18 protein-coding genes are annotated in these 20,667 nt (G+C 66.9%); all 18 read right to left on the bottom strand.

Annotated features, from left to right (window positions below; translation table 11 throughout):
• Positions 1-27 precede the first annotated feature (27 nt).
• Positions 28-819, bottom strand: a complete 792-nt coding sequence (gene lpxA / locus K5K93_RS06000; RefSeq protein ID WP_222390133.1) for an acyl-ACP--UDP-N-acetylglucosamine O-acyltransferase — start codon at positions 817-819, stop codon at positions 28-30.
• Between the two features lie 19 nt (positions 820-838).
• Positions 839-1,294, bottom strand: a complete 456-nt coding sequence (gene fabZ / locus K5K93_RS05995) for a 3-hydroxyacyl-ACP dehydratase FabZ (RefSeq protein WP_025877675.1) — start codon at positions 1,292-1,294, stop codon at positions 839-841.
• Positions 1,291-2,313 carry a UDP-3-O-(3-hydroxymyristoyl)glucosamine N-acyltransferase gene (lpxD, locus tag K5K93_RS05990; RefSeq protein WP_222390132.1) on the bottom strand — a complete coding sequence of 341 codons (1,023 nt, stop codon included), beginning with the start codon at positions 2,311-2,313 and terminating at the stop codon, positions 1,291-1,293. Before lpxD ends, fabZ begins: the two co-directional genes overlap by 4 nt.
• Before the next feature lie 421 nt (positions 2,314-2,734).
• Entirely contained in the window at positions 2,735-5,098 is a 2,364-nt protein-coding gene (gene bamA, locus K5K93_RS05985; protein WP_093817748.1) for an outer membrane protein assembly factor BamA, read from the bottom strand.
• A gap of 74 nt (positions 5,099-5,172) precedes the next feature.
• Positions 5,173-6,531 (bottom strand): RIP metalloprotease RseP, encoded by a 1,359-nt coding sequence (gene rseP, locus K5K93_RS05980; RefSeq protein ID WP_093817749.1) that lies wholly within the window; start codon positions 6,529-6,531, stop codon positions 5,173-5,175.
• Between the two features lie 55 nt (positions 6,532-6,586).
• Positions 6,587-7,777, bottom strand: a complete 1,191-nt coding sequence (locus K5K93_RS05975; RefSeq protein WP_222390131.1) for a 1-deoxy-D-xylulose-5-phosphate reductoisomerase — start codon at positions 7,775-7,777, stop codon at positions 6,587-6,589.
• Between the two features lie 2 nt (positions 7,778-7,779).
• The gene (locus tag K5K93_RS05970; protein ID WP_222390130.1) at positions 7,780-8,616 is read right to left on the bottom strand and encodes a phosphatidate cytidylyltransferase; all 837 of its coding nucleotides are present in this window, start codon (positions 8,614-8,616) and stop codon (positions 7,780-7,782) included.
• A complete protein-coding gene (uppS, locus tag K5K93_RS05965) occupies positions 8,613-9,380 on the bottom strand; it encodes a polyprenyl diphosphate synthase (protein WP_093817752.1) in 768 nt (255 codons plus the stop codon). Before uppS ends, K5K93_RS05970 begins: the two co-directional genes overlap by 4 nt.
• 5 nt (positions 9,381-9,385) lie before the next feature.
• Positions 9,386-9,940: a ribosome recycling factor gene (frr, locus tag K5K93_RS05960; RefSeq protein WP_049465365.1), complete on the bottom strand. Its 555-nt coding sequence runs from the start codon at positions 9,938-9,940 to the stop codon at positions 9,386-9,388.
• 97 nt (positions 9,941-10,037) lie between these two features.
• Entirely contained in the window at positions 10,038-10,766 is a 729-nt protein-coding gene (gene pyrH, locus K5K93_RS05955) for a UMP kinase (protein ID WP_025877663.1), read from the bottom strand.
• Between the two features lie 119 nt (positions 10,767-10,885).
• A complete protein-coding gene (locus K5K93_RS05950; protein ID WP_093817753.1) occupies positions 10,886-12,424 on the bottom strand; it encodes a GGDEF domain-containing protein in 1,539 nt (512 codons plus the stop codon).
• 301 nt (positions 12,425-12,725) lie between these two features.
• The gene (tsf, locus tag K5K93_RS05945) at positions 12,726-13,604 is read right to left on the bottom strand and encodes a translation elongation factor Ts (RefSeq protein WP_093817754.1); all 879 of its coding nucleotides are present in this window, start codon (positions 13,602-13,604) and stop codon (positions 12,726-12,728) included.
• 125 nt (positions 13,605-13,729) lie between these two features.
• Positions 13,730-14,533: a 30S ribosomal protein S2 gene (gene rpsB, locus K5K93_RS05940; protein ID WP_093817755.1), complete on the bottom strand. Its 804-nt coding sequence runs from the start codon at positions 14,531-14,533 to the stop codon at positions 13,730-13,732.
• A 221-nt stretch (positions 14,534-14,754) separates the two neighbouring features.
• Positions 14,755-15,459, bottom strand: coding sequence for a molecular chaperone (locus tag K5K93_RS05935; protein ID WP_222390128.1), 705 nt, complete (start codon positions 15,457-15,459; stop codon positions 14,755-14,757).
• 333 nt (positions 15,460-15,792) lie between these two features.
• The gene (locus K5K93_RS05930; protein ID WP_222390995.1) at positions 15,793-16,830 is read right to left on the bottom strand and encodes a spore coat U domain-containing protein; all 1,038 of its coding nucleotides are present in this window, start codon (positions 16,828-16,830) and stop codon (positions 15,793-15,795) included.
• Positions 16,831-16,832: 2 nt separating this feature from the next.
• On the bottom strand, positions 16,833-19,175 hold the full coding sequence (locus K5K93_RS05925) for a fimbria/pilus outer membrane usher protein (RefSeq protein ID WP_222390126.1): 2,343 nt from the start codon (positions 19,173-19,175) through the stop codon (positions 16,833-16,835).
• Between the two features lie 7 nt (positions 19,176-19,182).
• A complete protein-coding gene (locus K5K93_RS05920; RefSeq protein ID WP_222390124.1) occupies positions 19,183-19,935 on the bottom strand; it encodes a molecular chaperone in 753 nt (250 codons plus the stop codon).
• Positions 19,935-20,462: a spore coat U domain-containing protein gene (locus tag K5K93_RS05915; RefSeq protein WP_222390122.1), complete on the bottom strand. Its 528-nt coding sequence runs from the start codon at positions 20,460-20,462 to the stop codon at positions 19,935-19,937. Before K5K93_RS05915 ends, K5K93_RS05920 begins: the two co-directional genes overlap by 1 nt.
• Positions 20,463-20,667 lie beyond the last annotated feature (205 nt).

Genomic DNA, 20,667 nt, shown 5'->3' with positions numbered 1-20,667 from the left:
CGGCCGGCGCCTGGCCGGTCGCGCTGCTCATCGCAGCAGGTGCCTCTCGGTGTGCTCGATGAAGTCCAGCATCGACTTGACGTCATCACTGTCGCGCGCCTGCTCGGCCAGCTGTGCCTTGGCTTCGGCCAGCGGCAGGCCAGCCACATACAGCGTGCGGTAGGCACGCTTGATGGCGGTGATGCGCTCGGGATCGAAGCCGCGACGCTTCAGGCCCTCGCTGTTGATGCCGCGCGGGCGGCCCAGCGAGTCGGTGCCGACCATGGTGAACGGCGGGACGTCGCCATTGGTCAGCGCGCCCATGCCGAGGAAGGCGTGCGCACCGATGCGGCAGAACTGATGCGCACCGGCGAAGCCGCTGATGATCACGTAGTCACCCACGGTCACGTGCCCGGCCAGCGTGGTGTTGTTGGAGAACACGCAGAAGTTGCCGACGTGGCAATCGTGGGCCACGTGCGTGTAGGCCAGCATCCAGTTGTCATCGCCGATGGTGGTGATGCCACCGCCGCCGCCAGTGCCACGGTTGAGGGTGACGAATTCGCGGAACACGTTGCGGTCGCCGATCACCAGTTCGGTGCGTTCACCGCCGTACTTCTTGTCCTGCGGTTCGCCACCGACCGCGACATGGCCGATGAAACGGTTGTCTCGGCCGATCCGGGTCGGGCCGTGGATGCTGCAGTGCGAACCGACCTCGGTGCCGGCACCGATCTCGACGTCCGGCCCGATGATCGTGAACGCGCCCACGCGCACATCGTCGGCCAGGCGCGCCGACGGATCGATCACGGCAGTGGGGTGGATCAGGGGGGCGTTGTCGCTCATCTCGGACCTCCAGCCAGGGTCATTCGCGGGTGCCGGCGCACAGCACCTCGGCGCAGGCGACGACTTCGCCGTCGACCTTGGCCACACAGTCGTACACGGCCATGTTGCGGATCACGCGCTTGATCTCCACGTGCATCTCCAGCACATCACCGGGCACCACCTGCTTGGTGAAGCGGGCCTTGTCGACCTTGACCATGTAGAACAGCTTGGACTGTGCATCGCGGCCCAGCGTCAACTGGGTCAGCACGCCGCCGGCCTGGGCCATGGCTTCGATGATCAGCACGCCGGGCATGATCGGCTGGCCCGGGAAGTGGCCCTGGAAGAACGGCTCGTTGATGCTGACGTTCTTGGTCGCGACGATCGTGCGCTTCTCGTAGTCGATCGACACCACCTTGTCCACCAGCAGGAACGGGTAGCGGTGCGGAAGCAGCGTCTGGATCTGCGCCATGTCCGGCAGGGTCTGGGTGTGGCTCATTCTTTCTCCTTGCTCACAGACAGGATGCGACGGGCCAGTGCATCGAGCTGCTTGAAGCGCGCGGCATTCTTGCGCCACGTGCGGTTGTCGGTCAGGGGCGTGCCGGAGGAATACTCGCCCGGCTCGGTGATGGAGTTGCGGACCACCGATTTGCCGGTGATCACGACCTTGTCGCAGATTTCAAGATGACCGACGACGCCAACGGCGCCGCCGAGCAGGCAGTAACGGCCGATCTTGGCGCTGCCGGCGATGCCGGTGCAGCCCGCGATGGCCGAGTGGGCGCCGATCTGCACGTTGTGTGCGATCTGCACCAGGTTGTCCAGGCGGACGTCCTCGGCCAGCACGGTGTCTTCCAGCGCGCCACGGTCGACACAGGTGTTGGCGCCGATCTCGCAGTCGTCGCCGATGCGCACGCCGCCAAGCTGCGGCACCTTGATCCATTTGCCAGCGTCCATGGCCAGGCCGAAGCCATCGGCGCCCAGCACGGCGCCGGGATGGATGCGCACGCGCTTGCCCAGCTTGACGCGGGTGACCAGGGTGACGCGGGCGATCAGTTCGCAGCCGCTGTCGAGGGTGCAGTCTTCGCCGATGATGCTGCCGGCGCCGATGATGCAGTTCTCGCCGATGACGCTGCGTGCGCCGATGGTGACGAACGGACCGACGTGGGCGCTGGCGGCGACCTGCGCCTGCGGATCGATCACAGCGCTGGGATGGATGCCGGGCGGGCGGGTCGGGGCGATGTCGAACAGCGCGCCGATCTTGGCAAAGGTGGTGTAAGGATCCTTGGCAACCAGGGCCGTACCGGGTGCTGCATCGGCATCCTCGGCGCGCAGCACCACGATGCCGGCCTGGCTGTCGGCCAGCTGGGCGCGGTAGCGCGGATTGGCAAGGAAGGTCAGCTGGCCGGCACCGGCATGGGCGAGGGTGGCCACGCCATGGATGGCGGTGCTCGGGTCGCCATGGACCTGCAGGCCGAACTGATCGGCGAGTTGCTGGGCGATGTAGGTAGGAGTATTCACGGCGGGAGTTTAACGTGTGACGCCATTGCGGTCATGCGGGAGCAAAAGCCGGCGCCTGGCTGATCCGTGGGGCGATGGCGCAGGGGGCTGCCCAGGACACGCCGTAAACCCATCCCTGGGGGCTCGATGGCGCCATCCATGGCGCCAACGGTCCTGGTCAGCCCCCTGCGCCATCGCCGGATAGTCTTCCGCGCGCGAGCGGATCCAACCTCCACAGTCGCCTGCAGAACCGGGCCATACTCGGCTCACCGCGCGTCAGCGTGCGCTTCAATAACGAAAACGCCGGGCAATGCCCGGCGATTTGAGACCCGTCTGGTGGAAAGCCCCCCTTTGTTAAGGGGGGCGCGCCAACGGCGCGGGGGATAGGTGAAATGCGCGGGCAATTCACCGGAGGTGGATCAGTTCTGAGGAACGTCGTTCCTCAGAACTGGCCACCGAACGTGAATTGCAGACGCTCGATCTCGTCGCCGTCCTTCTTCTTCAGCGGGAACGCATAGCTGATCGAGATCGGGCCGACCGGGGCGCGCCACAGCAGGGCTACACCGGTGGACACGCGCAGCTCGTTGGCCTTGAAGTTGTCGGTGCCGTTGTAGACGTTGCCGAAGTCGACGAATGCCGATACACGGGCCGACGGGCTGTCGAACAGGCGCGGGAAGTAGGCTTCGACCGAACCGACGGTCTTCAGCGAACCACCCAGCGGCTGGCCGTTCGGGTAACCGCTGGTGACTTCGCGCGGGCCGAGGGTGTTGTCCTCGAAGCCACGAACCGAGTTGGTACCACCGGCGTAGAAGTTCTCGTAGAACGGCAGGCCCGAGGCGGTGACGGTGCGGGTGGTGCCGTCGCCATTATCGATCACGCGGGTCTTGTCGTTGCCGTAGGCATCGCCGTAGCCGATTTCGGCGCGGGTGTTGATCACCAGCGAGGGGATGATCGGCCAGTACTTGCTGATCTGGTAGTTCAGCTTGTAGTACTCGATGGTCGAACCCGGCAGGGTGGTTTCCAGGCCCACGCGCTGGTAGGTACCGCGGGTCGGCATGAAGTAGTCGTTGCGCGAGTCGCGGGCCCAGCCCAGCTCGGTGCGCCACGCATGGAAGGTGCGGCTGCCGACGGCATCGATGTAATCGATGATCGACTTCGGGGTCGAGCCCGGGTACGTGGTGATCTGGTTGCTGTCGATGCCGAACATCAGCGAGACGGTGTCGGTCTCGGTGATCGGCACGCCGAACACCACCTGCGCCGAACCATTGGTGCTGTTGTACTGCGCGGTGTTGAAGTCGGAGTAGTCCAGTTCGCGCCAGGACAGGTTGTAGCCCAGCGAAACGCCGTCATCGGTGAAGTACGGGTTGGTGTAGCTGAAGCCGTAGCGCTGCAGGTAGCTGCTGCGCGAGGCTTCGACCGACACGCGGTTGCCGCCGCCCAGGAAGTTGTTCTGCGACAGCTGCACCGAGGTGGTCATGCCGTAGGACTGCGAATAGCCCAGGCCGAACACGAAGCTGCCCGAGGTGGTTTCCTTGACGTTGTAGACGACGTCGACCTGGTCGTTGCTGCCGCTGACCGGCGGGGTTTCCACGTCCACCGCTTCGAAGTAGCCCAGGCGCTGCAGGCGGATCTTGGAACGGTCGATCGCGGCCTGCGAGTACCAGCTGTTCTCGAACTGGCGCATTTCGCGGCGCATCACCTCATCGGAGGTTCGGGTATTGCCCTTGAAGATGATGCGGCGGACCGTCACGCGCGGGCCCGGCACGACCTGCATGTTGACCGCCACGGTCTGCTCGGCGCGGTTGGTGGTCGGAATCGGGTTCACCTTGGCGAAGGCATAACCGATGTTGGACAGCGAGTTGGTGATCGAGTCGGAGCTGAATTCCAGCAGGGCACGCGAGAACGTGTCGCCGGACTTCTGCACGACCATGCGCTCGACGTCTTCCTGCGGCAGGATCGTATCGCCGCTGACCTTGATCTCGGAGATCTTGTACTGGTCGCCTTCGGTCACGCCGGCGGTGATGAACATGTCGCGCTTGTCGGGGCTGATCGACACCTGCGTCGAGTCGATGCTGAAGTCGACATAGCCGCGGTCCAGGTACCAGGAGTTGAGCTTTTCCAGGTCGCCGGACAGCTTTTCCTTGGAGTACTGGTCGTCACGGCGGTACCACGACGCCCAGTTGTGCTCCTTGGACTCCCAGTATTCCAGGATGTCCTTGCTGTCGTACTTCTCGGTGCCGACGATGTTGACGTGGCGGATCTTGGCCGCCTTGCCTTCCTTGATCGCGATGGCGATGTCGACACGGTTGCGGTCCAGCGGGCTCACGGTCGGGGTGATGTCGACGGTGTACTTGCCACGATCGTTGTACTGGCGGCGAAGTTCCTGGGTCACGCGATCCAGGCTCAGGCGATCGAAGGTGCCGCCCTCGGTCAGGCCGATGTCGGACAGGCCCTTGAGCAGCTGGTCGGACTTGATGTCCTTATTGCCGGTGACGGTCAGCTTGTTGATCGCCGGACGCTCCTTGACGGTCACCACCAGGATGCTGCCCTGGCGATCCAGCTGCACGTCTTCGAAGAAGCCGGTCTTGTACAGGGCGCGGATGGTCTCGCCGACCTTGCTGTCGGTAACCGTCTCGCCACGCTCGACCGGCAGGTAGGTGAACACCGTACCGGAACTGATGCGCTGCAGGCCGTCGACGCGGATGTCGCTGACAGTGAAGGGCTCGGCTGCCTGGGCCAGGGCGGGAGCGCCGGTGACGGCGGCGAGGGCGAGGGCCAGCAGGCGGCGATTGGGGAGTCGCGTCATGTCACGTCCGGTAGGAAGGTCGATTTCATTGGTAAGGGATGCCGACGCTGTAGACGGCAAAAACATGGAAAAGTTCATCGCGGGACCAGGCCGAGGATGTCGTTGTAGAACGCCAATCCCATCAGCCCGGCCAGCAACGCCAGGCCGATGTATTGGCCGGCGGCGACGGCACGCTCGCTCAGCGGGCTGCCCTTGACCAACTCGATAAGGTAATACAGCAGGTGGCCGCCGTCCAAGATGGGGATCGGCAGCAGGTTGATGATGCACAGGCTCAGCGACAGCAGGGCGAGGAACTGGATGAACCAGTCCACGCCACGTTTGGCCGAAATATTGGCGACCCGGGCAATGGTGACCGGGCCGGAAACGTTCTGCAGCGAGGCTTTGCCGGTCACGATCCGGCCCATCATGGCCAATGAATCGGCGGCCATCCTGCCGGTTTCACGCACCGCGACCGTGACCGACTGCAGCGGGCCGAACTTGAGCAGGGTGTCGTAGGCGGGGCTGTAGCTCTGGGCAAAGCCCGCGCCGATCTGCCAGGTGGGCTGGCCCTTGCCGTCCTTGCCCTGGCGTGGGGTGATCTCCAGCGCCAGGCGCTCGCCACCACGCAGCACCTCGATCATCGCCGGGCCACCGCGGCGGCCGAGGCTGCCCACTTCGCTGATGGCCTGTTCGACGCTGTCGATGCGCTGGCCGTCGATCGCCACGATCAGATCGCCGGTCTGCAGGTGGCCCTCTGCGGCCGAACCCTTCACGATGGTGTCCACCAGCGGCGGCTGCAGCCACGCACGCCAGTACACGCCGGCCAGGATCGGAACCCGGCGTTCATCGAAACCGGCCGGCAGCTGCGACAGCGGCAGGGTGCGCGAGCGCAGCTGGTCGGCGGGGTCGAGCACCTCCAGGGTCACATCGCGACGGTCCATCGCCGCCGCGGTCAGGGCCATGCTGGCCTCGCCCAGGGTGATCACATCGCGGCCGTCCACGCGCAGCAGGCGGTCACCACTGCCGAGCCCGGCCGTGGCAGCCATGCCGGTAGCGCGGCCGACGGTTGCCGAATAGTCCTGCTTGCCGATCACGAACATCGCCCACAGCAGCAGGATGCACAGCAGCAGGTTGGCGATCGGGCCGGCCGCGACGATGGCGATGCGCTGCCACACGGTCTTGTGGTTGAAGGCCTGGCCGCGCTCGTGCGGATGGACCTCGACTTCGCGTTCGTCGAGGAATTTCACATAACCGCCCAGCGGGATGGCGGCGATGGCGAACTCGGTGCCATGGCGGTCGCGGCGCGACCACAGCGGACGGCCGAAGCCGACCGAGAAGCGCAGCACCTTGACCCCGCACAGGCGCCCAACCCAGTAGTGCCCGAATTCGTGGAAGGTGACCAGCAGCCCAAGGCTGACGATCATCCACCAGACCGATCCGATGAAGTCAGTCATGCAGGTTCACATTGGCGGACACGGGCGGCGGCGTCATACGGGATGGGTGCGCTGTTCAGGTGGCGGCGATGGCGTTCAGGGTCAGCTGGCGGGCCCGCTCGTCGGCGGACAACAGAACCTCAAGTGTATCGGCTGGTTCGGTCGGCAGTGTTGAAAGAGCGTTAGCAACCAGCGTCGGAATGGTCAGGAAGCCTATGCGGCCCTGAAGAAACGCTGAAACAGCCTCTTCATTGGCAGCGTTCAGCACCGCCGGGGCGGTGCCGCCGGCGCGCATCGCCTGCCATGCCAGGGCCAGGCAGGGGAAGGCGTCGGTGTCGGGGGCCTCGAAATCCAGCCGGCCCTGGGTGAGCAGGTCCAGCCCGGACACGCCCGATTCGATCCGTTGCGGCCAGCCCAGGCCTACGGCCAGGGTGGTGCGCATGTCCGGCAGGCCCATCTGCGCCAGCGTGGAGCCGTCAACGAACTCCACCAGCGAATGCACCAGGCTCTGCGGATGCACCAGCACCTCGATGCGCTCGCCGGGGATGCCGAACAGATGGTGGGCCTCGATCACTTCCAGGCCCTTGTTCATCAACGTCGCCGAATCGACCGAGATCTTCGGCCCCATCGACCACTTCGGATGCGCCACGGCCTGGGCCGGGGTGACCTGCTGCAGTTCGGCGCGGCTGCGCCCGCGGAAGGGGCCGCCCGAGGCGGTCAGCAGGATGCGGCGCACCCCGGCACCGTCGAGGCTGGCATCACGTGAGCGCAGGCACTGGAAGATCGCGCTGTGTTCGCTGTCGATCGGGATGATCTCGGCGCCGGCGCGTTCGGCGGTGCGGGTCAGCAGTTCACCGGCCAGTACCAGCGATTCCTTGTTGGCCAGCAGGATGCGCTTGCCGGCCGCAGCGGCGGCCAGGGTCGAGGACAGGCCGGCGGCGCCGACGATCGCGGCAACCACGGTGTCGCAGGCGTCGCTGGCCGCCAGCTGGTCCAGCGCGGCATGGCCGGCGTGGGCCTGGGTGGCCAGGCCGGCGTCGCGCAGGCCGTCGCGCAGTTCGGCATACAGGGTTTCATCGGCGATCACCGCATGCGCGGGCCGGTGCTGCCGGCACAGGGCCAGCAGCGCCTGTACCTGGCGGCCGGCGGCAAGCACGGTGGCCTGGTACCGCAGTGGATGGCGGGCGATCACGTCAAGCGTGGAGGCACCAATCGAGCCGGTGGCGCCGAATACGGCGACCCGGCGCAGGTCTGCAGCAGCATCCATGGTCAGAACCCGAAGATTTCCTTGCCCAGTGCGAACACCGGGATGGCCGCCAGCACGCCGTCGACGCGGTCGAGCACGCCGCCGTGGCCGGGGATCAGGTGGCCTGAATCCTTGGCGCCGGCATGGCGCTTGATCAGGCTTTCGAACAGGTCGCCCAGTACGGAGGCGAATACCGCCACCACCGAAGTGAGCAGCAGGCCGGGCAGGTGCGCGGCATCGATGCCGGCCAGCCAGCCCAGGCCGACGGCCACCGCAACGCCGGCGATCAGCCCGCCGACGAGGCCTTCCCAGGTCTTGTTCGGGCTGATCCGCGGTGCCAGCTTGTGCTTGCCGAAGTGACGCCCGGCAAAGTAGGCGCCCGAATCAGCGGCCCAGACCAGCGCCAGCGCGGCCAGCAGCCACAGGTGGCCCTGATGCCCGGGCGGGTCGCCGCCGGCATGGATCAGTACCAGTGCGGCCCACGCAGGCACGATGGCCAGGGTGCCGGCCAGCAGCTTGAGGATGCGCGCCGGGCTGCCGGGCTGTGCGCCGAAGTTGAAGAAGCGCAGCCACACCAGCGCGCCCAGCCACCAGGCCACGCCTACCAGGGTCGCGATCTGGAACAGCACAAGGGTGCCGGCATCGGCCCACACCAGCAGCACCATCAGCACCAGGTTGAGGACCAGCAGCACGGTGCGGGCGAGGGTGTCTTCGATGTCGGCCAGCTTCAGCCATTCCCACAGGCCGATCAGCAGCACGGCGGCGGCGGCGGCGGCCAGCCATTGCGTCGGCAGCAACAGGATCGCCGCAATGGCGACCGGCGCCATGATCAGCGCGGCGAGGACTCGGGTCTTGGTCATGGGCTGGACGTCTCGGTGGCCAGGGCGGCGATCTGGGCGCTGGTCAGGCCGAAGCGGCGCTCACGGCTGGCGTAGGCATCCAGCGCCAGCTGCAGCTGCGCGGCGTCGAAATCCGGCCACAGCGCTTCGGTGAACCACAGCTCGGTATACGCCAGCTGCCACAGCAGGAAGTTGCTGATGCGGGTATCGCCGCCGGTGCGGATGAACAGGTCCGGTGGCGGCAGATCGGCCAGGGCCACCTGTCGCCCCAGCAGGGATTCGTCGATCTGCTCGGGCAGCAGGCGGCCGGCGGCCACTTCAGCGGCCAGTGCGCGTGCGGCACGGGCGATGTCCTGGCGGCCACCATAGCTGGCGGCGATCGACAGGGTCAGTGTCCTGTTGTCGGCGGTGCGCTGTTCGGCCAGCTGCATGCGGCTGACCAGGGCAGCACCGAAGCGCTCGCGTTCGCCGATGAAGCGCACGCGCACGCCGCGCCGATGCAGCTCGTCCACTTCGCGGTCGAGCGCGCCGAGGAACAGCTTCATCAACGCATCGACTTCTTCCTGCGGCCGGCCCCAGTTCTCGCTGGAGAACGCGAACAGGGTCAGCGCCGGAATGCCCAGTTCCAGGCAGCGTTCGATGGTGCGGTTGACCGCGCGCGCGCCGGCACGATGGCCGATCACGCGGGGGCGACGGCGCAGCTGTGCCCAGCGCCCGTTGCCATCCATGATGATGGCAACATGGCGCGGCAGGGCGGCCGGCAGGGGAGGCGGGGCTGAAGGCATCGACTTCAGACCGACATCAGTTCCTTTTCCTTGTCGGCGACGACTTTATCCACATCCTTGATGTTGCTGTCGGTCAGCTTCTGGATATCGTCTTCGCCGCGCTTCTTGTCGTCTTCGCTGATCGCCTTGTCCTTCAGCAGCTTGGCGATTTCCTTGTTCGCGTCCTGGCGGATGTTGCGGATGGCGATCTTGGCGCCTTCGCCTTCCTTCTGTACCTGCTTGGCCAGTTCCTTGCGGCGCTCTTCGGTCGGCGGCGGCAGGTTGACGCGGATCGAGGTGCCGATGGTGTTCGGGGTCAGCTCGATGTTGTACAGGCCCTTTTCGATCTCCTTGATCATGCTCTTGTCGAAGGGCGTGACCAGCAGGGAGTGGGCATCGGCGTTGGAGATCGACGCAACCTGGTTCAGCGGGGTGCTGGCGTTGCCGTAAGCATTGACCGTGACGCGGTCCAGCAGGGCCGGTGTGGCGCGACCGGTGCGGATCGAAGTGAGGGTGTGCTTAAGAGCGTCGATGCTCTTGGCCATGCGCGTCTGCGCGTTGTTCTTGATGTCGTTGAGCATCGCCAGGGTCCTGGATGTAACTGGAATCGGGCGATTATAGGCGAATACGGGACGCCGCCGGGCCTGAATCGGCCCGGAGGTCGCCTTGCGCTCAGCCTCAGGCCGGGTCGCGGCCCTGGACGAGGGTGCCGATGTTCTCGCCGTGCAGGATCTTCAGCAGCTCGCCCGGCTGGCCCATGTCGAACACGCGCATCGGCAGGTCGCTGTCGCGCGCCAGGGCGAAGGCGGCGGTATCCATCACTTCCAGGCCGCGGCGGATCACTTCGTCGTAGCTCAGGCTGTCGAAGCGGACAGCGTCGCTGTACTTGTTCGGATCCTTGTCGTACACGCCATCGACCTTGGTTGCCTTCAGCAGCAGGTCGGCGCCGATCTCGATCGCGCGCAGGGCCGCGCCGGAATCGGTGGTGAAGAACGGGCTGCCGACGCCAGCGGCGAAAATCACCAGGCGGCCCTTTTCCAGATGGCGGATGGCGCGTCGACGGATGTAGTCCTCGCACACGTCGTTGATCTTGATCGCGCTCATCACGCGGGCCTTGGCGCCCACTTTTTCCAGTGCATCCTGCATGGCCAGCGCGTTGATGACCGTGGCCAGCATGCCCATCTGGTCGCCGGTGACGCGGTCCATGCCGCCAGCGGCCAGGCCCGCACCGCGGAAGATGTTGCCACCGCCGATGACCAGGGCGACTTCGGCGCCGGCCTGCTGGGCCTCGACGACTTCACGGGCCAGGCGGTTGATGATCTTGGGGTCGATGCCGTAGTCCTCATCTCCCATCAGCGCCTCCCCGGAAAGTTTCAACAGGATGCGGCGATAGGCGAGCTTGGACATAGGGACCTCGGGTGCGTGGAAATCGCGGGCGATTCTACGCGCAAGCGGCGCGCGGCCAAAGCGTTTTGTGCACTGCGGCGCAAAATACCGGCGTGCCCCGTGCATCCGGGGCGCACCATTCAGCCCAGCTCGGCGCCAGCCGTGGCAGACAGTTCATCATGCCCCAGCTCGCCGGGAGAGCGTGCGATGACCCGGTTGCGGCCCAGGTTCTTGGAGCGGTAGAGCACGTCATCGGCGGCGCGCAGCAGGTCCTGCACGCCGGCAAAGCGCTCGTAGCCCCCTTGGGTGGCCACGCCGGCCGAGAAGGTGATGAACAGCGGGCCGCCTTCCAGTTCCGCCATCGGGGTGGCGACGATGTTCGCCAACACCCGGCGGATCACGTCCAGGGCCACCGATTCGCTGGTATTGGGCAGCAGCGCGACGAACTCCTCGCCGCCGAAGCGGGCCACGGTGTCGCTGTTGCGCAGCTGCCCCTGCAGTTTGCCGGCAAAGGCCCGCAGCACCTCGTCGCCGGTCAGGTGGCCGTGCGCGTCGTTGATCTTCTTGAAATCGTCCAGGTCGATGAAGGCCACCGACAATGGCCAGCCATGGCGGCCGGCACGCAGGAATTCCTGTTCCAGCACGGCTTCGAGCTGGCGGCGGTTGAGGACACCGGTCAGGGCATCGCGATGGGCCTGGTCGGCCAGGCGCTTGGCGCGGGCCTCGAATTCATCGGCGCGACGGCGGGCCTGGTCGGCATCCTGCAGTTCGCGCAGGTTGCGCAGGGTGGCCAGCTCCTGGGCGTGGTCGATCAACTCGCGCACGCGTGCCGGCGAGTTCAGGCCGTTCTCGAACAGGCTGGCGATGTCGGGCAACGCGTCGCTGATCCGCGCCAGCACTTGGTCGAAGCGGGCGCTGTCCATCTGCAGGCGGTCATGGACCTGCTGCAGGGCGCGTTCGCGGGCGGCATCGGCGTCTTCATCCAGCCAGATGTCGGCGACCGCGCCAGACAGCTGCACGCAGGCCTGGAACGGATTCTCGGCGGTGCCCTCGTCTTCGCTGTGGCGGATGCTGTCCACCAGGTAGCGCGGCAGGCCCCACTGCTCGGCCACCCATGCACCGACGTCGGCGTGGCTGCAGCCCAGTTCCTGGCGCTCGCGCGCGATCAGGTCGGGATTGTCGCGCGCCTCGCGCAGCAGCGGCAGGTAGCGTTCGGATTCGGCCTGGGCCAGGCACAGCACTCCCATGTCCTGCAGCAGCCCGGCCAGCATCAGTTCTTCCAGCCGGCGCAGGCCGCGCGCCTGGCCGAGCTGGCTGGCGGCCAGTGCGCTGAGGATGCTGCGCTTCCAGGCGCGTTGGCGCAGGTCGTGGTCGGCGCCGCCGTTGCCGGTCAGGCCCTGGGTGACAGTGAAGCCCAGGGCGAGGCTGATCGTGGCGTTCAGCCCGAGCATGGTCAGAGCCTGGCCGAGGTTCTCGATCCGGCGCCGGCTGGCATACAGCGGTGAATTGGCGATACGCAGCATGCGCGCACTCAACGCCATGTCGATGGCGATGATGTCCGCAGCGGTTGCGATGTCCGCTTCCGGATCCTGGGCCAGTTCGATGATGCGCAGGGCAATACCGGGCGGCGAGGGGAGGTTGCGGCAAAGCGCCAGGGCAGCTGTCAGCTCGGGAGGCATGTCGGGTCGTTCAATTCCATTAGGACAAGAATACCTAGGAATGCATCACAGTCTGCGACTTTCGTTCCTGTTATGCGACTGCAGCTTCCCTTTGCCGAGTATCGGCTTGATTCGGCTGCAACGCAAAGGTGACGGTGTGCGCACCAACGGTGCGCACCCACAGATTCCGCCACCCACAAATTCCGCCACCCACAGATTCGGCCACCCACAGGTGAAGGGCACCCACAGGCCCGCCGGCATAAAAAAAGAGCCGCGGTTTCCCGCGGCTCCTTCTGGTTTCATTGCAGCCGTGAGGCTGGAATCAGACCTGCATCGCCTTGGCAACTTCGGCGGCGTAGTCTTCCACCACCTTCTCGATGCCTTCGCCAACGACCAGCAGCTGGAAGCCTGCGACGTCGGCGCCGGCAGCCTTGACCACCTGCTCGACGGTCTTGTCGCCGTCCAGCACGTAGCTCTGGCCGTACAGGGTCACTTCGCTGACGATCTTGTTGATCTTGCCGCTGATGATCTTTTCCAGGATGTCGGCCGGCTTGGACTTGTCCTTCTCGGACATCTTGGCCAGTTCGATTTCCTTTTCCTTTTCCACGAACTCGGCCGGCACATCGGCAGCCTTGTTGTGCGGCGGCTTCAGCGCAGCCACGTGCATGGCCAGGCCGCGAGCCAGTTCGGCGTCGCCGCCGATCAGGTCGACCAGCACGCCGACCTTGCCGTTGGTGTGGACGTAGGAACCGACGTTGCCGGTGGTGTCCAGCTTGACCAGGCGACGGATCTGGATGTTCTCACCCAGGGTCTGCACGGCAGTCGCGCGGGTTTCTTCGACGGTCTGGCCGCTCGGCAGGGTGGCCGACTTCAGGGCTTCCACGTCGGCGGCGCCCGATGCCAGGGCAGCGGCAGCGACGGAATCGACGAAGTTCTTGAAGTTGATGTCGTTGGCGACGAAGTCGGTTTCCGAGTTGATCTCGACCAGCACGGCCTTGCCGCCGTCCTGGGCCAGGCCCAGACGACCTTCGGCGGCGACGCGGTCAGCCTTCTTGTCGGCCTTGGCAGCGCCGGACTTGCGCAGCGCTTCAGCAGCGGCGTCGATGTTGCCGCCGGCCTCGGTGAGCGCCTTCTTGCATTCCATCATGCCGGCGCCGGTGCGCTCGCGCAGTTCCTTGACCAGGGAAGCAGTGATTTCCACGGGATTACCTCACGAAAGAAAGGGGTTGGGCCGGCATGGTGGCCGGCCCGTGTGACAGTGTCCTGTCGTCGCGCCATCGGCAGCGGACAGGAAAGGTGGGCGCGTGGCGCCCACCAGGGCCTGGATCAGGCCTGGGCTTCGCCCTTGTCGGCAGCAGCCTTCTTGGCCGGAGCACGGCGAGCCGGCTTGCCTTCTTCGGCCGGAGCGTCGGCGAACTCTTCTTCACGGACGGTGGCAGCGTGCGGTGCAGCAGCCTTGCCTTCCAGCACGGCGTCAGCAGCGGCGCGCGCGTACAGCTGCACGGCACGGATGGCGTCGTCGTTGCCCGGGATCGCGTAATCCACCAGTTCCGGGTTGTAGTTGGTATCGACGACAGCGATCACCGGGATGCCGAGCTTCTTGGCTTCCTTGATGGCGATGTCTTCGTGGCCGATGTCGATGACGAAGATCGCGTCCGGCAGACGGTTCATGTCCTTGATGCCGCCCAGCGAAGCTTCCAGCTTGTCGCGCTCGCGACGCAGGCCCAGCACTTCGTGCTTGACCAGCTTCTCGAAGGTGCCGTCGGTTTCACCGGCTTCCAGTTCCTTCAGGCGGGCAACCGACTGCTTGACGGTACGGAAGTTGGTCAGGGTGCCGCCCAGCCAGCGCTGGTTCATGAACGGCATGCCGCAACGCTCGGCTTCTTCGCGGATCGACTCGCGCGCGCTGCGCTTGGTGCCCAGGAACAGGATGGTGCCGCGCTTCTGGGCAACCGACGAGATGAAGTTCATCGCGTCGTTGAACAGCGGGACGGTCTTTTCCAGGTTGATGATGTGGATCTTGCCGCGGGCGCCGAAGATGTACGGAGCCATTTTCGGGTTCCAGTAGCGGGTCTGGTGGCCGAAGTGGACGCCGGCTTCCAGCATCTGACGCATGGTGACCTGGGGCATTGCAGAACTCCTGATGGGGAACCGGCGATTCCGCCCGCGGGATAGGTATGCGGGACGCGTGGAAGCGCTGATGGTTCCGGGGTTGGGCTTCCCTGTTGCCTTCGTGGCCGAACTCCTTGCGGAGCACCCCGGCACGGATGGGGGCAGCAGGTGTGGATTCACCGGTGACGTCCGGTGTGGACGGCGTCCCGCGCACACAGGGCGGCAGGACATCCGGGCAATTATAGCCCGCTTGGCTGGCTCGCCGCAATTGCGGGCACCGATGGGATCAGAATCACGTCTGTGCCGTCCTGCAGGCGGGCGTGGAAGCGGCCACCGGCATAGCCATCGGCGCGCGGCGGCAATGGCCACTGGCGTCGCTTGGCCGCCAGCACGTAGCCGGCAAGGCCGGGCAGCAGCAGCCTGCGCCGGCCGTCGGCCCTCTCAAAGCTCAGCTCGCTCAGGCGTGCGTGCCGGGCACCGCTGTTGTGCAGTCGCAGCATCGGCTGCGATCCGCTGGCCATCACCTCGACCTGCAGCCGGGGCCGCGCCGGGGAGGCCTGTTCGCCAAGGAACAGTGGCAGCGAATAGCGCGGCATGCCGGCTTCGGCTGGTGCCAGGATGATACGGAACGCCCGTTCGGTGACCACGGGTACCGGTGAGGCCGGCAGCAACCAGACGCGCTGGCGGGCGCCGGCCGGCAGGTCCAGCAGGGTAGGGCTGGCCAGTACCTGCCCGCTGCGCTGCAGGTGTTCGGCATCCTGCTGCTGGTCCCACGCCCAGACCTGCAGCTGCCCACGCCAATGCCCGGGGCCAGGATTGCGCAGCCATAGCTCGGTCCGCCCCTGCGCGGCCGGCAGGTGCAGGGTGGTCGGCACCAGCTCCAGCGCCTGCGCCTGCGCGGGAAGGGGCAGCGCGGCGGCCAGCAGAAGCAGCAGCCGGCGCATCAGTAGAAGGTGGTGCGCGGTTCGGGCAGTGAATGCCCTTGTTCGTCCTGCGCTGGCGGAGCCAGCTCACGGACCTGGGGCGGCAGGTGGCCGCCGTCGGTGTGCTGCTGCGGCACCGGGCAACGTGGGGCGCCGCCAGGACCGGCGCAGCCTTCAACCACGACCAAGCGGATCTGCAGCGGAGCAGGTACCGGTTCTGCCCAGGCTGCCGTGCTGGCAATGGCCATCGCCGTCGCCCCGATCAGTACTCCCCGAACCACCTGCGATCCACCGTGTTGTCGACTTGATGCGCGGTATCGGCCGAGAGGGGGGATTCTGTAGAGCGGACTCCCCTCAGTAGGTGATCGTCACCTGTACCAGGTCGTTGTAGGTGCCTGCCGGTGGCTGTCCGGCCACAGGGGGCACGCGCCCGAATATGTTCAGCGTCTGCGCGCCGCCGGTGCCGGTGCCGCTGACCGTGTCCAGCGCAAGCGTGTTGCCCCAGCGCTGGCTGCGCGCAGCATCGCGATACAGCTCATAGGGCAGGTAATAGTTGTTGCCGCCGATGGTGGTGCGCATGCGCCGGGTGGTGGTCAGGGCCGGATTGTTCTGGCCATTGTCCAGGCCGACCTGGTAGGCAGTGCGCTTCAGGCAGGTCAGGGCCAGGGTGGCGGTCTGGTCGATGTTGCCGGGAATGCCGCCGGTGACCGTGCCGAAGTTCAGGTCCGTGGTCAGGTAGCTGCCGCACTGCGGCAGCACGGTGGCGGTCGTGTTGAAGGCGAAGGCGGCACTGCTGCTGTTGGTGCCGGTCGCGCCGCCGTTGCAGGTGGCCGGCACGCTGGCGGTGCCCAGCAGCACCTCGTTCCAGGCCCAGGTCAGCACCACGTTGGCGCCACTGAAGGTGCTGCCGTAGCTGCCCGACGCCAGCACCTGGTTGGCCGGGATCTGCGCGAACAGCTGCACGCTCTGGGCGCCGCTGCCGCCGGTCAGCAAAGGCACGCTGTAGGACATGGTCAGCTCCTGCGCCGGCGGCACGCCGCGCGGCACCAGGCCGGTCACCTGGCTGTAGTTGGAGGTGTTGTAGAGCTGGAAGTTGAGTGTATCGCCGCTGCCGTTGACCATCGTTCGCCACGGCGTGGTGGTGCTGCCGCCAGTGCCGCTGCCGATGCCCACGCAGACGCGCACGCCGGTGGTGGCGAGCAGGCTCAGCGCGGCGGTGGTGCAGGTCACGGTGATGTTCAGGGTGCCCGAGGTCGGGCCGGCCGCGCCGCTGTTGACGTTGCCGAACGGCAGCAGGGCGTCTGCGGTTGCCGTGCATACGGCCGCGGCGCGGACCGGCAGGCTGGCCACCAGCCCGGCAAGCAGCAGCATGCCCGCCAGCAGCAGGCGCAGGCTCATGGCGCCACCTCCGGCACGCATTGCAGCGGGGCCGGGCGCGGCCTTGCTCCCGCAGCGACCACCTGTGGCGACGCCGGTACCCGCGCGCGGCACTGGCCACGGCTGGTGGTGATGTACAGCACAGTGCCAGCGCCCACGTCTTCCAGGTACAGCAGGCCGTCGTAACCAATCGACGCCTGGCGGCCATCCACCAGCTGCACCTCGCTGCCGGCTTCCAGCGGCTGGCCGGCCATGTCCTGCACGGTGAGGGTCAGCGAAGGCCGCGAGCGCAGGTTGAAGGTCAACCGGGTACCGGCGCGCTGGCGGGGTGTCACCCAGTCCTCGATGCGATCGGCGCGCATGTCCGCCGGCAGGTCCAGGGTGTCGATGGAGACGCGGTTGCGCTGCCAGGACAGCAGCGGGCTGATCAGCAGCAGGCCCCGTTCGTCGGTGGCACCGATCAGGCGGTTCTCAAGCCGCACCGGCACACCGCCGATGCCATTGGTGCTGACCACCGCGAAGGCATCGGAGACTTCGCGGGCGGCGAAGGTGTGCCCGGCCATCCACACCAGGCTGCCGCTGGCGCTGCCATAGGCATGGTTGAGGCCCGCCTGGCGGGAGGCACCGAAGGCGTAGCGGCCGACATCGTTGAGGATGCCGACTTCGGCCAGGCCGCCGCTGCCGCCGTCGCCGTGGCGGACCTGCGCGCGCCAACCGATACCGCCGGCGCTGCCATCACCCGGCACCGGCTGGGTGACATCGGCGACCCAGCTCTGGCTGTCACCGTTGCGCTGGCTGGACAGGCTGGCCTGGCGGTTGTTGCCCAGGCTCGCGGTCAGCGACAGGTAGACACTGCGGTCATCGCTGTTGTCCAGGTTCTGGTTGACCGACAGGTAGGCCGACCAGCGCTGGCTCCAGCTGCGGGACCAGAACAGGCTGGCATAGCGGTTGTCCTCGCCATCGGGGTAGCGCAGGCGCAGATAGCTGGCGCTGAGCGTGCCCAGCCGCAGCAGGTCCAGGCCGACCGTAGCCTGCTCGCTGATGCTGGGCGGCAGGTTGGCCTGCAGCGCGCCCAGGTCGCGGTAGTCACCGTGGCTGCGCACGCTGCGCAGGTTGAAATTGAAGCGCCGGTTGTTCCAGCTGTACCCCAGCGCCCACTGTCCGCCCTGCAGGCCCTGGTAGCGGCTGTGGGCATAGGCGGCATTGAGCACGCCGGCGCCGCCCAGCAGCCACCAGCCACCCACGCCGGCCTGGGCCAGGCCGCCGCCGCCCTCGGCATGTGCTTCGCCGGTGAATGTGTCGCTGACCCCGCCACGCCAGCTGGCGCTTGCCACGGTACGGTCGTCGTAGGCAAAGGAGCGCTCGCCGAAGTCCTCGCGCAGCTGGCCAATACCCAGTGACCAGTCCGACAGGCCGTTGGCCAGCAGCTGCTGGGTGCCGTAGAAGCTGAAATCCAGGGTCTGCATGCGGCCGAAGGCGTCGGTGACCACCACCTGTGCGCTGCCGGTACCGCTGATGCCCGGTTGCGCCGCCAGCTGGAACGGCCCGACCGGTACCTGCCCGCTGTACTGGCGCAGGCCATCCACATACAGCTCGACCGTCGATGGCACCACCGCCTGGCCGAGAAAGGCGGGGGTCGGGGTAAGAACGCGATACGGCTGCAGCCCGTAATTGCGGCCGATCTGGATGCCGCCCAGGCGGACCGGCCGGCTCCAGTCGACAAAGCCGCTGTAGAAATCGCCCACCTCCAGGGTCAGCGCCTTGTCCGGGAAGTCCAGCGTCCAGCGCGTATCGAGGCGTACGCTTTCGCTGCGCCAGTGGCGCTGGCCGGTCTGGTAGCGACGGCTGACCGCGGTGTTCTCGAAGGTGCCGGCGCCCACGCCGAACACCCGCAGCTCAGAGCTCAGCGTCAGGTTCCCGAGGCTGTCGACGCGGCTGCCATACAGGTCGTAATTGAGCAGGAGGCCGGGCGAGGCGCTGCCGCGGGGAGCGTGGACCTGCGGACGGCTGATCACGGTGGTGGGCAGGGTCAACTGGTCCAGTGGCACGTCCAGGGCGAGGGTCTGCAGCTGCGCGTCATAGCGCACCACCGCGCCGCTGATCTGGTCCAGATAGACCGGGGCCTCACCGCTGGCGTTGAAGCCGAGCTGGCGCAGGATCTCGGGGCTGGCCTGCAGGCGACCTCGATTGTCGGTGAAGGGCAGCAGGCCACGTGGCGTGCTGTTGAGGGTCACGTCCAGGTACAGCGTCTGGTTGGCCATGAGCGAGGTGGGTGGCGGCAGCAGGGCATCGGCGGAGACCCCGGAGACATCGGCCGCGTGAGCCGCCGGGTACAGCGCTGCACCGAGCGCTGCGCTCATCAGCGCCTCAGCGAGCCGGCGGCGGCAGCGGCGTCTGTTCCGACTCGCCATTGAGCTTTGCCGTGATCTGGTCGTTGCCGGCGTCGATCGCCGTGCGCTCCAGTGGCCAGCGCATCACCTGGCCGGGCAGCACGTAGCCCAGCAGGCCCGGGTGGACGATGCGCGGGCGCTCCCTGCTGCCGAGGGCAAGGTCGGCGATCTGCGCGTAACTGTTGCCGGAATTGCCTACTTCCACGCCGTTGCGGCCATCATCCAGCCGGACCAGGCGGGCATGCAGCTGCGGTGCCAGCCGGCTGCCTGGATCGGGCTGCACGAACACCGGGATCGAATAGCGCAGCACGAACTGCATGCCTTCGCTGCGCGTGGCCAGGTCGGGCACCTCATCAACGATCAGCCGGTAGTGCTGCTGCACAGCCGGTGCTTCGGCGACGGCGCGGATGACCCGCACCAGCTGCTGCTGGCCGGCGGCCAGCTCCTGCATCGGTGGCGTGGCCAGCAGATCCTCGGTGGGCAGCAGCTGTTCGCTGCCGTCCTGCTGTAGCCAACGGAATACCCGCACCTGCAGCTTCACCGGCGAGGTGCCGCTGTTGGTCAACCACAGTTCGCCGGCGCGCTGGCGTGCCTCCAGCTGCAGGCTGGTGGGTGCGACCTGCAGGCTGGTCGCCGAAACCCCGGTGACCCCGAGCAGCAGGCTGAAGGCGAGCAGCGCCACGCCGGTGGCGCGCCACGGGCGGGATCCGGCCATGCGGGCGTGCTCCATCAATAGGTGATCGTGGCGGTGACGGTATCCAGGTAGTTGCCGGTCGCAGCGTTGGCCGTGCTCAGGTTGAGGATCTGGCCGTAGACGATGTAGGGCACCGCCAGGCCGGTGCCGATACCGGCCTGGGTGTTGGTGCCTGTGGTGGCGCCCCAGACCAGGGTATGCGCGGCATCCTGGTAGAGCTGGTAGCCCACGTAGTTGTTGGCCGTCACTGCCGCGTTGGTGTTCTTCATCCGCCGCGTGGTGACGTCATTGGCCGTGCCGGCATTGGCACCGGCGTTGAGCGAGATGGTGTACGGGGTCAGCGCCGAACACTGTGCGGTTACGGTGCCCTGGCCCAGGGTGGGGGTGGCCGTGGTGGAGGCGGCGGTGCCGAAGTCGACGTTGGTGGCGGCGGCCGCAGTGATGGTGCAGGCCTTGGTGACCACCAGGGTGACGTTGAAGGTGGTGGTGTCGGCGGCGGCGGCCGGGCCTGCCACCAGCAGGGCCAGGGCCCAGGCCAAAGGGGGACGAACGGTGGATCGCATGGACAACCTCCCTGACCCGAAGGTCCGTTGAACAGCGCGAAGTCGGCGCGTTTGGCGCCGATATGGACGACAGTGGGGCCAGCGTAGGCACCGCAAGTGTCTGTATTCCGTGAGAAACAGGCGATCGAAAGGGTGTGGGTCATCACGCTTTCACGTTCCTTGCCGGATCCGTGCATGGCCCGGATCGCCAGTTGGGTGGCGTTCG

Source organism: Stenotrophomonas sp. DR822 (genome assembly GCF_019793815.1).
Lineage (GTDB): Bacteria > Pseudomonadota > Gammaproteobacteria > Xanthomonadales > Xanthomonadaceae > Stenotrophomonas > Stenotrophomonas indicatrix.
The sequence above is the reverse complement of the archived record's forward strand: the minus strand, read 5'-3'. Positions and strand labels throughout refer to the sequence as shown.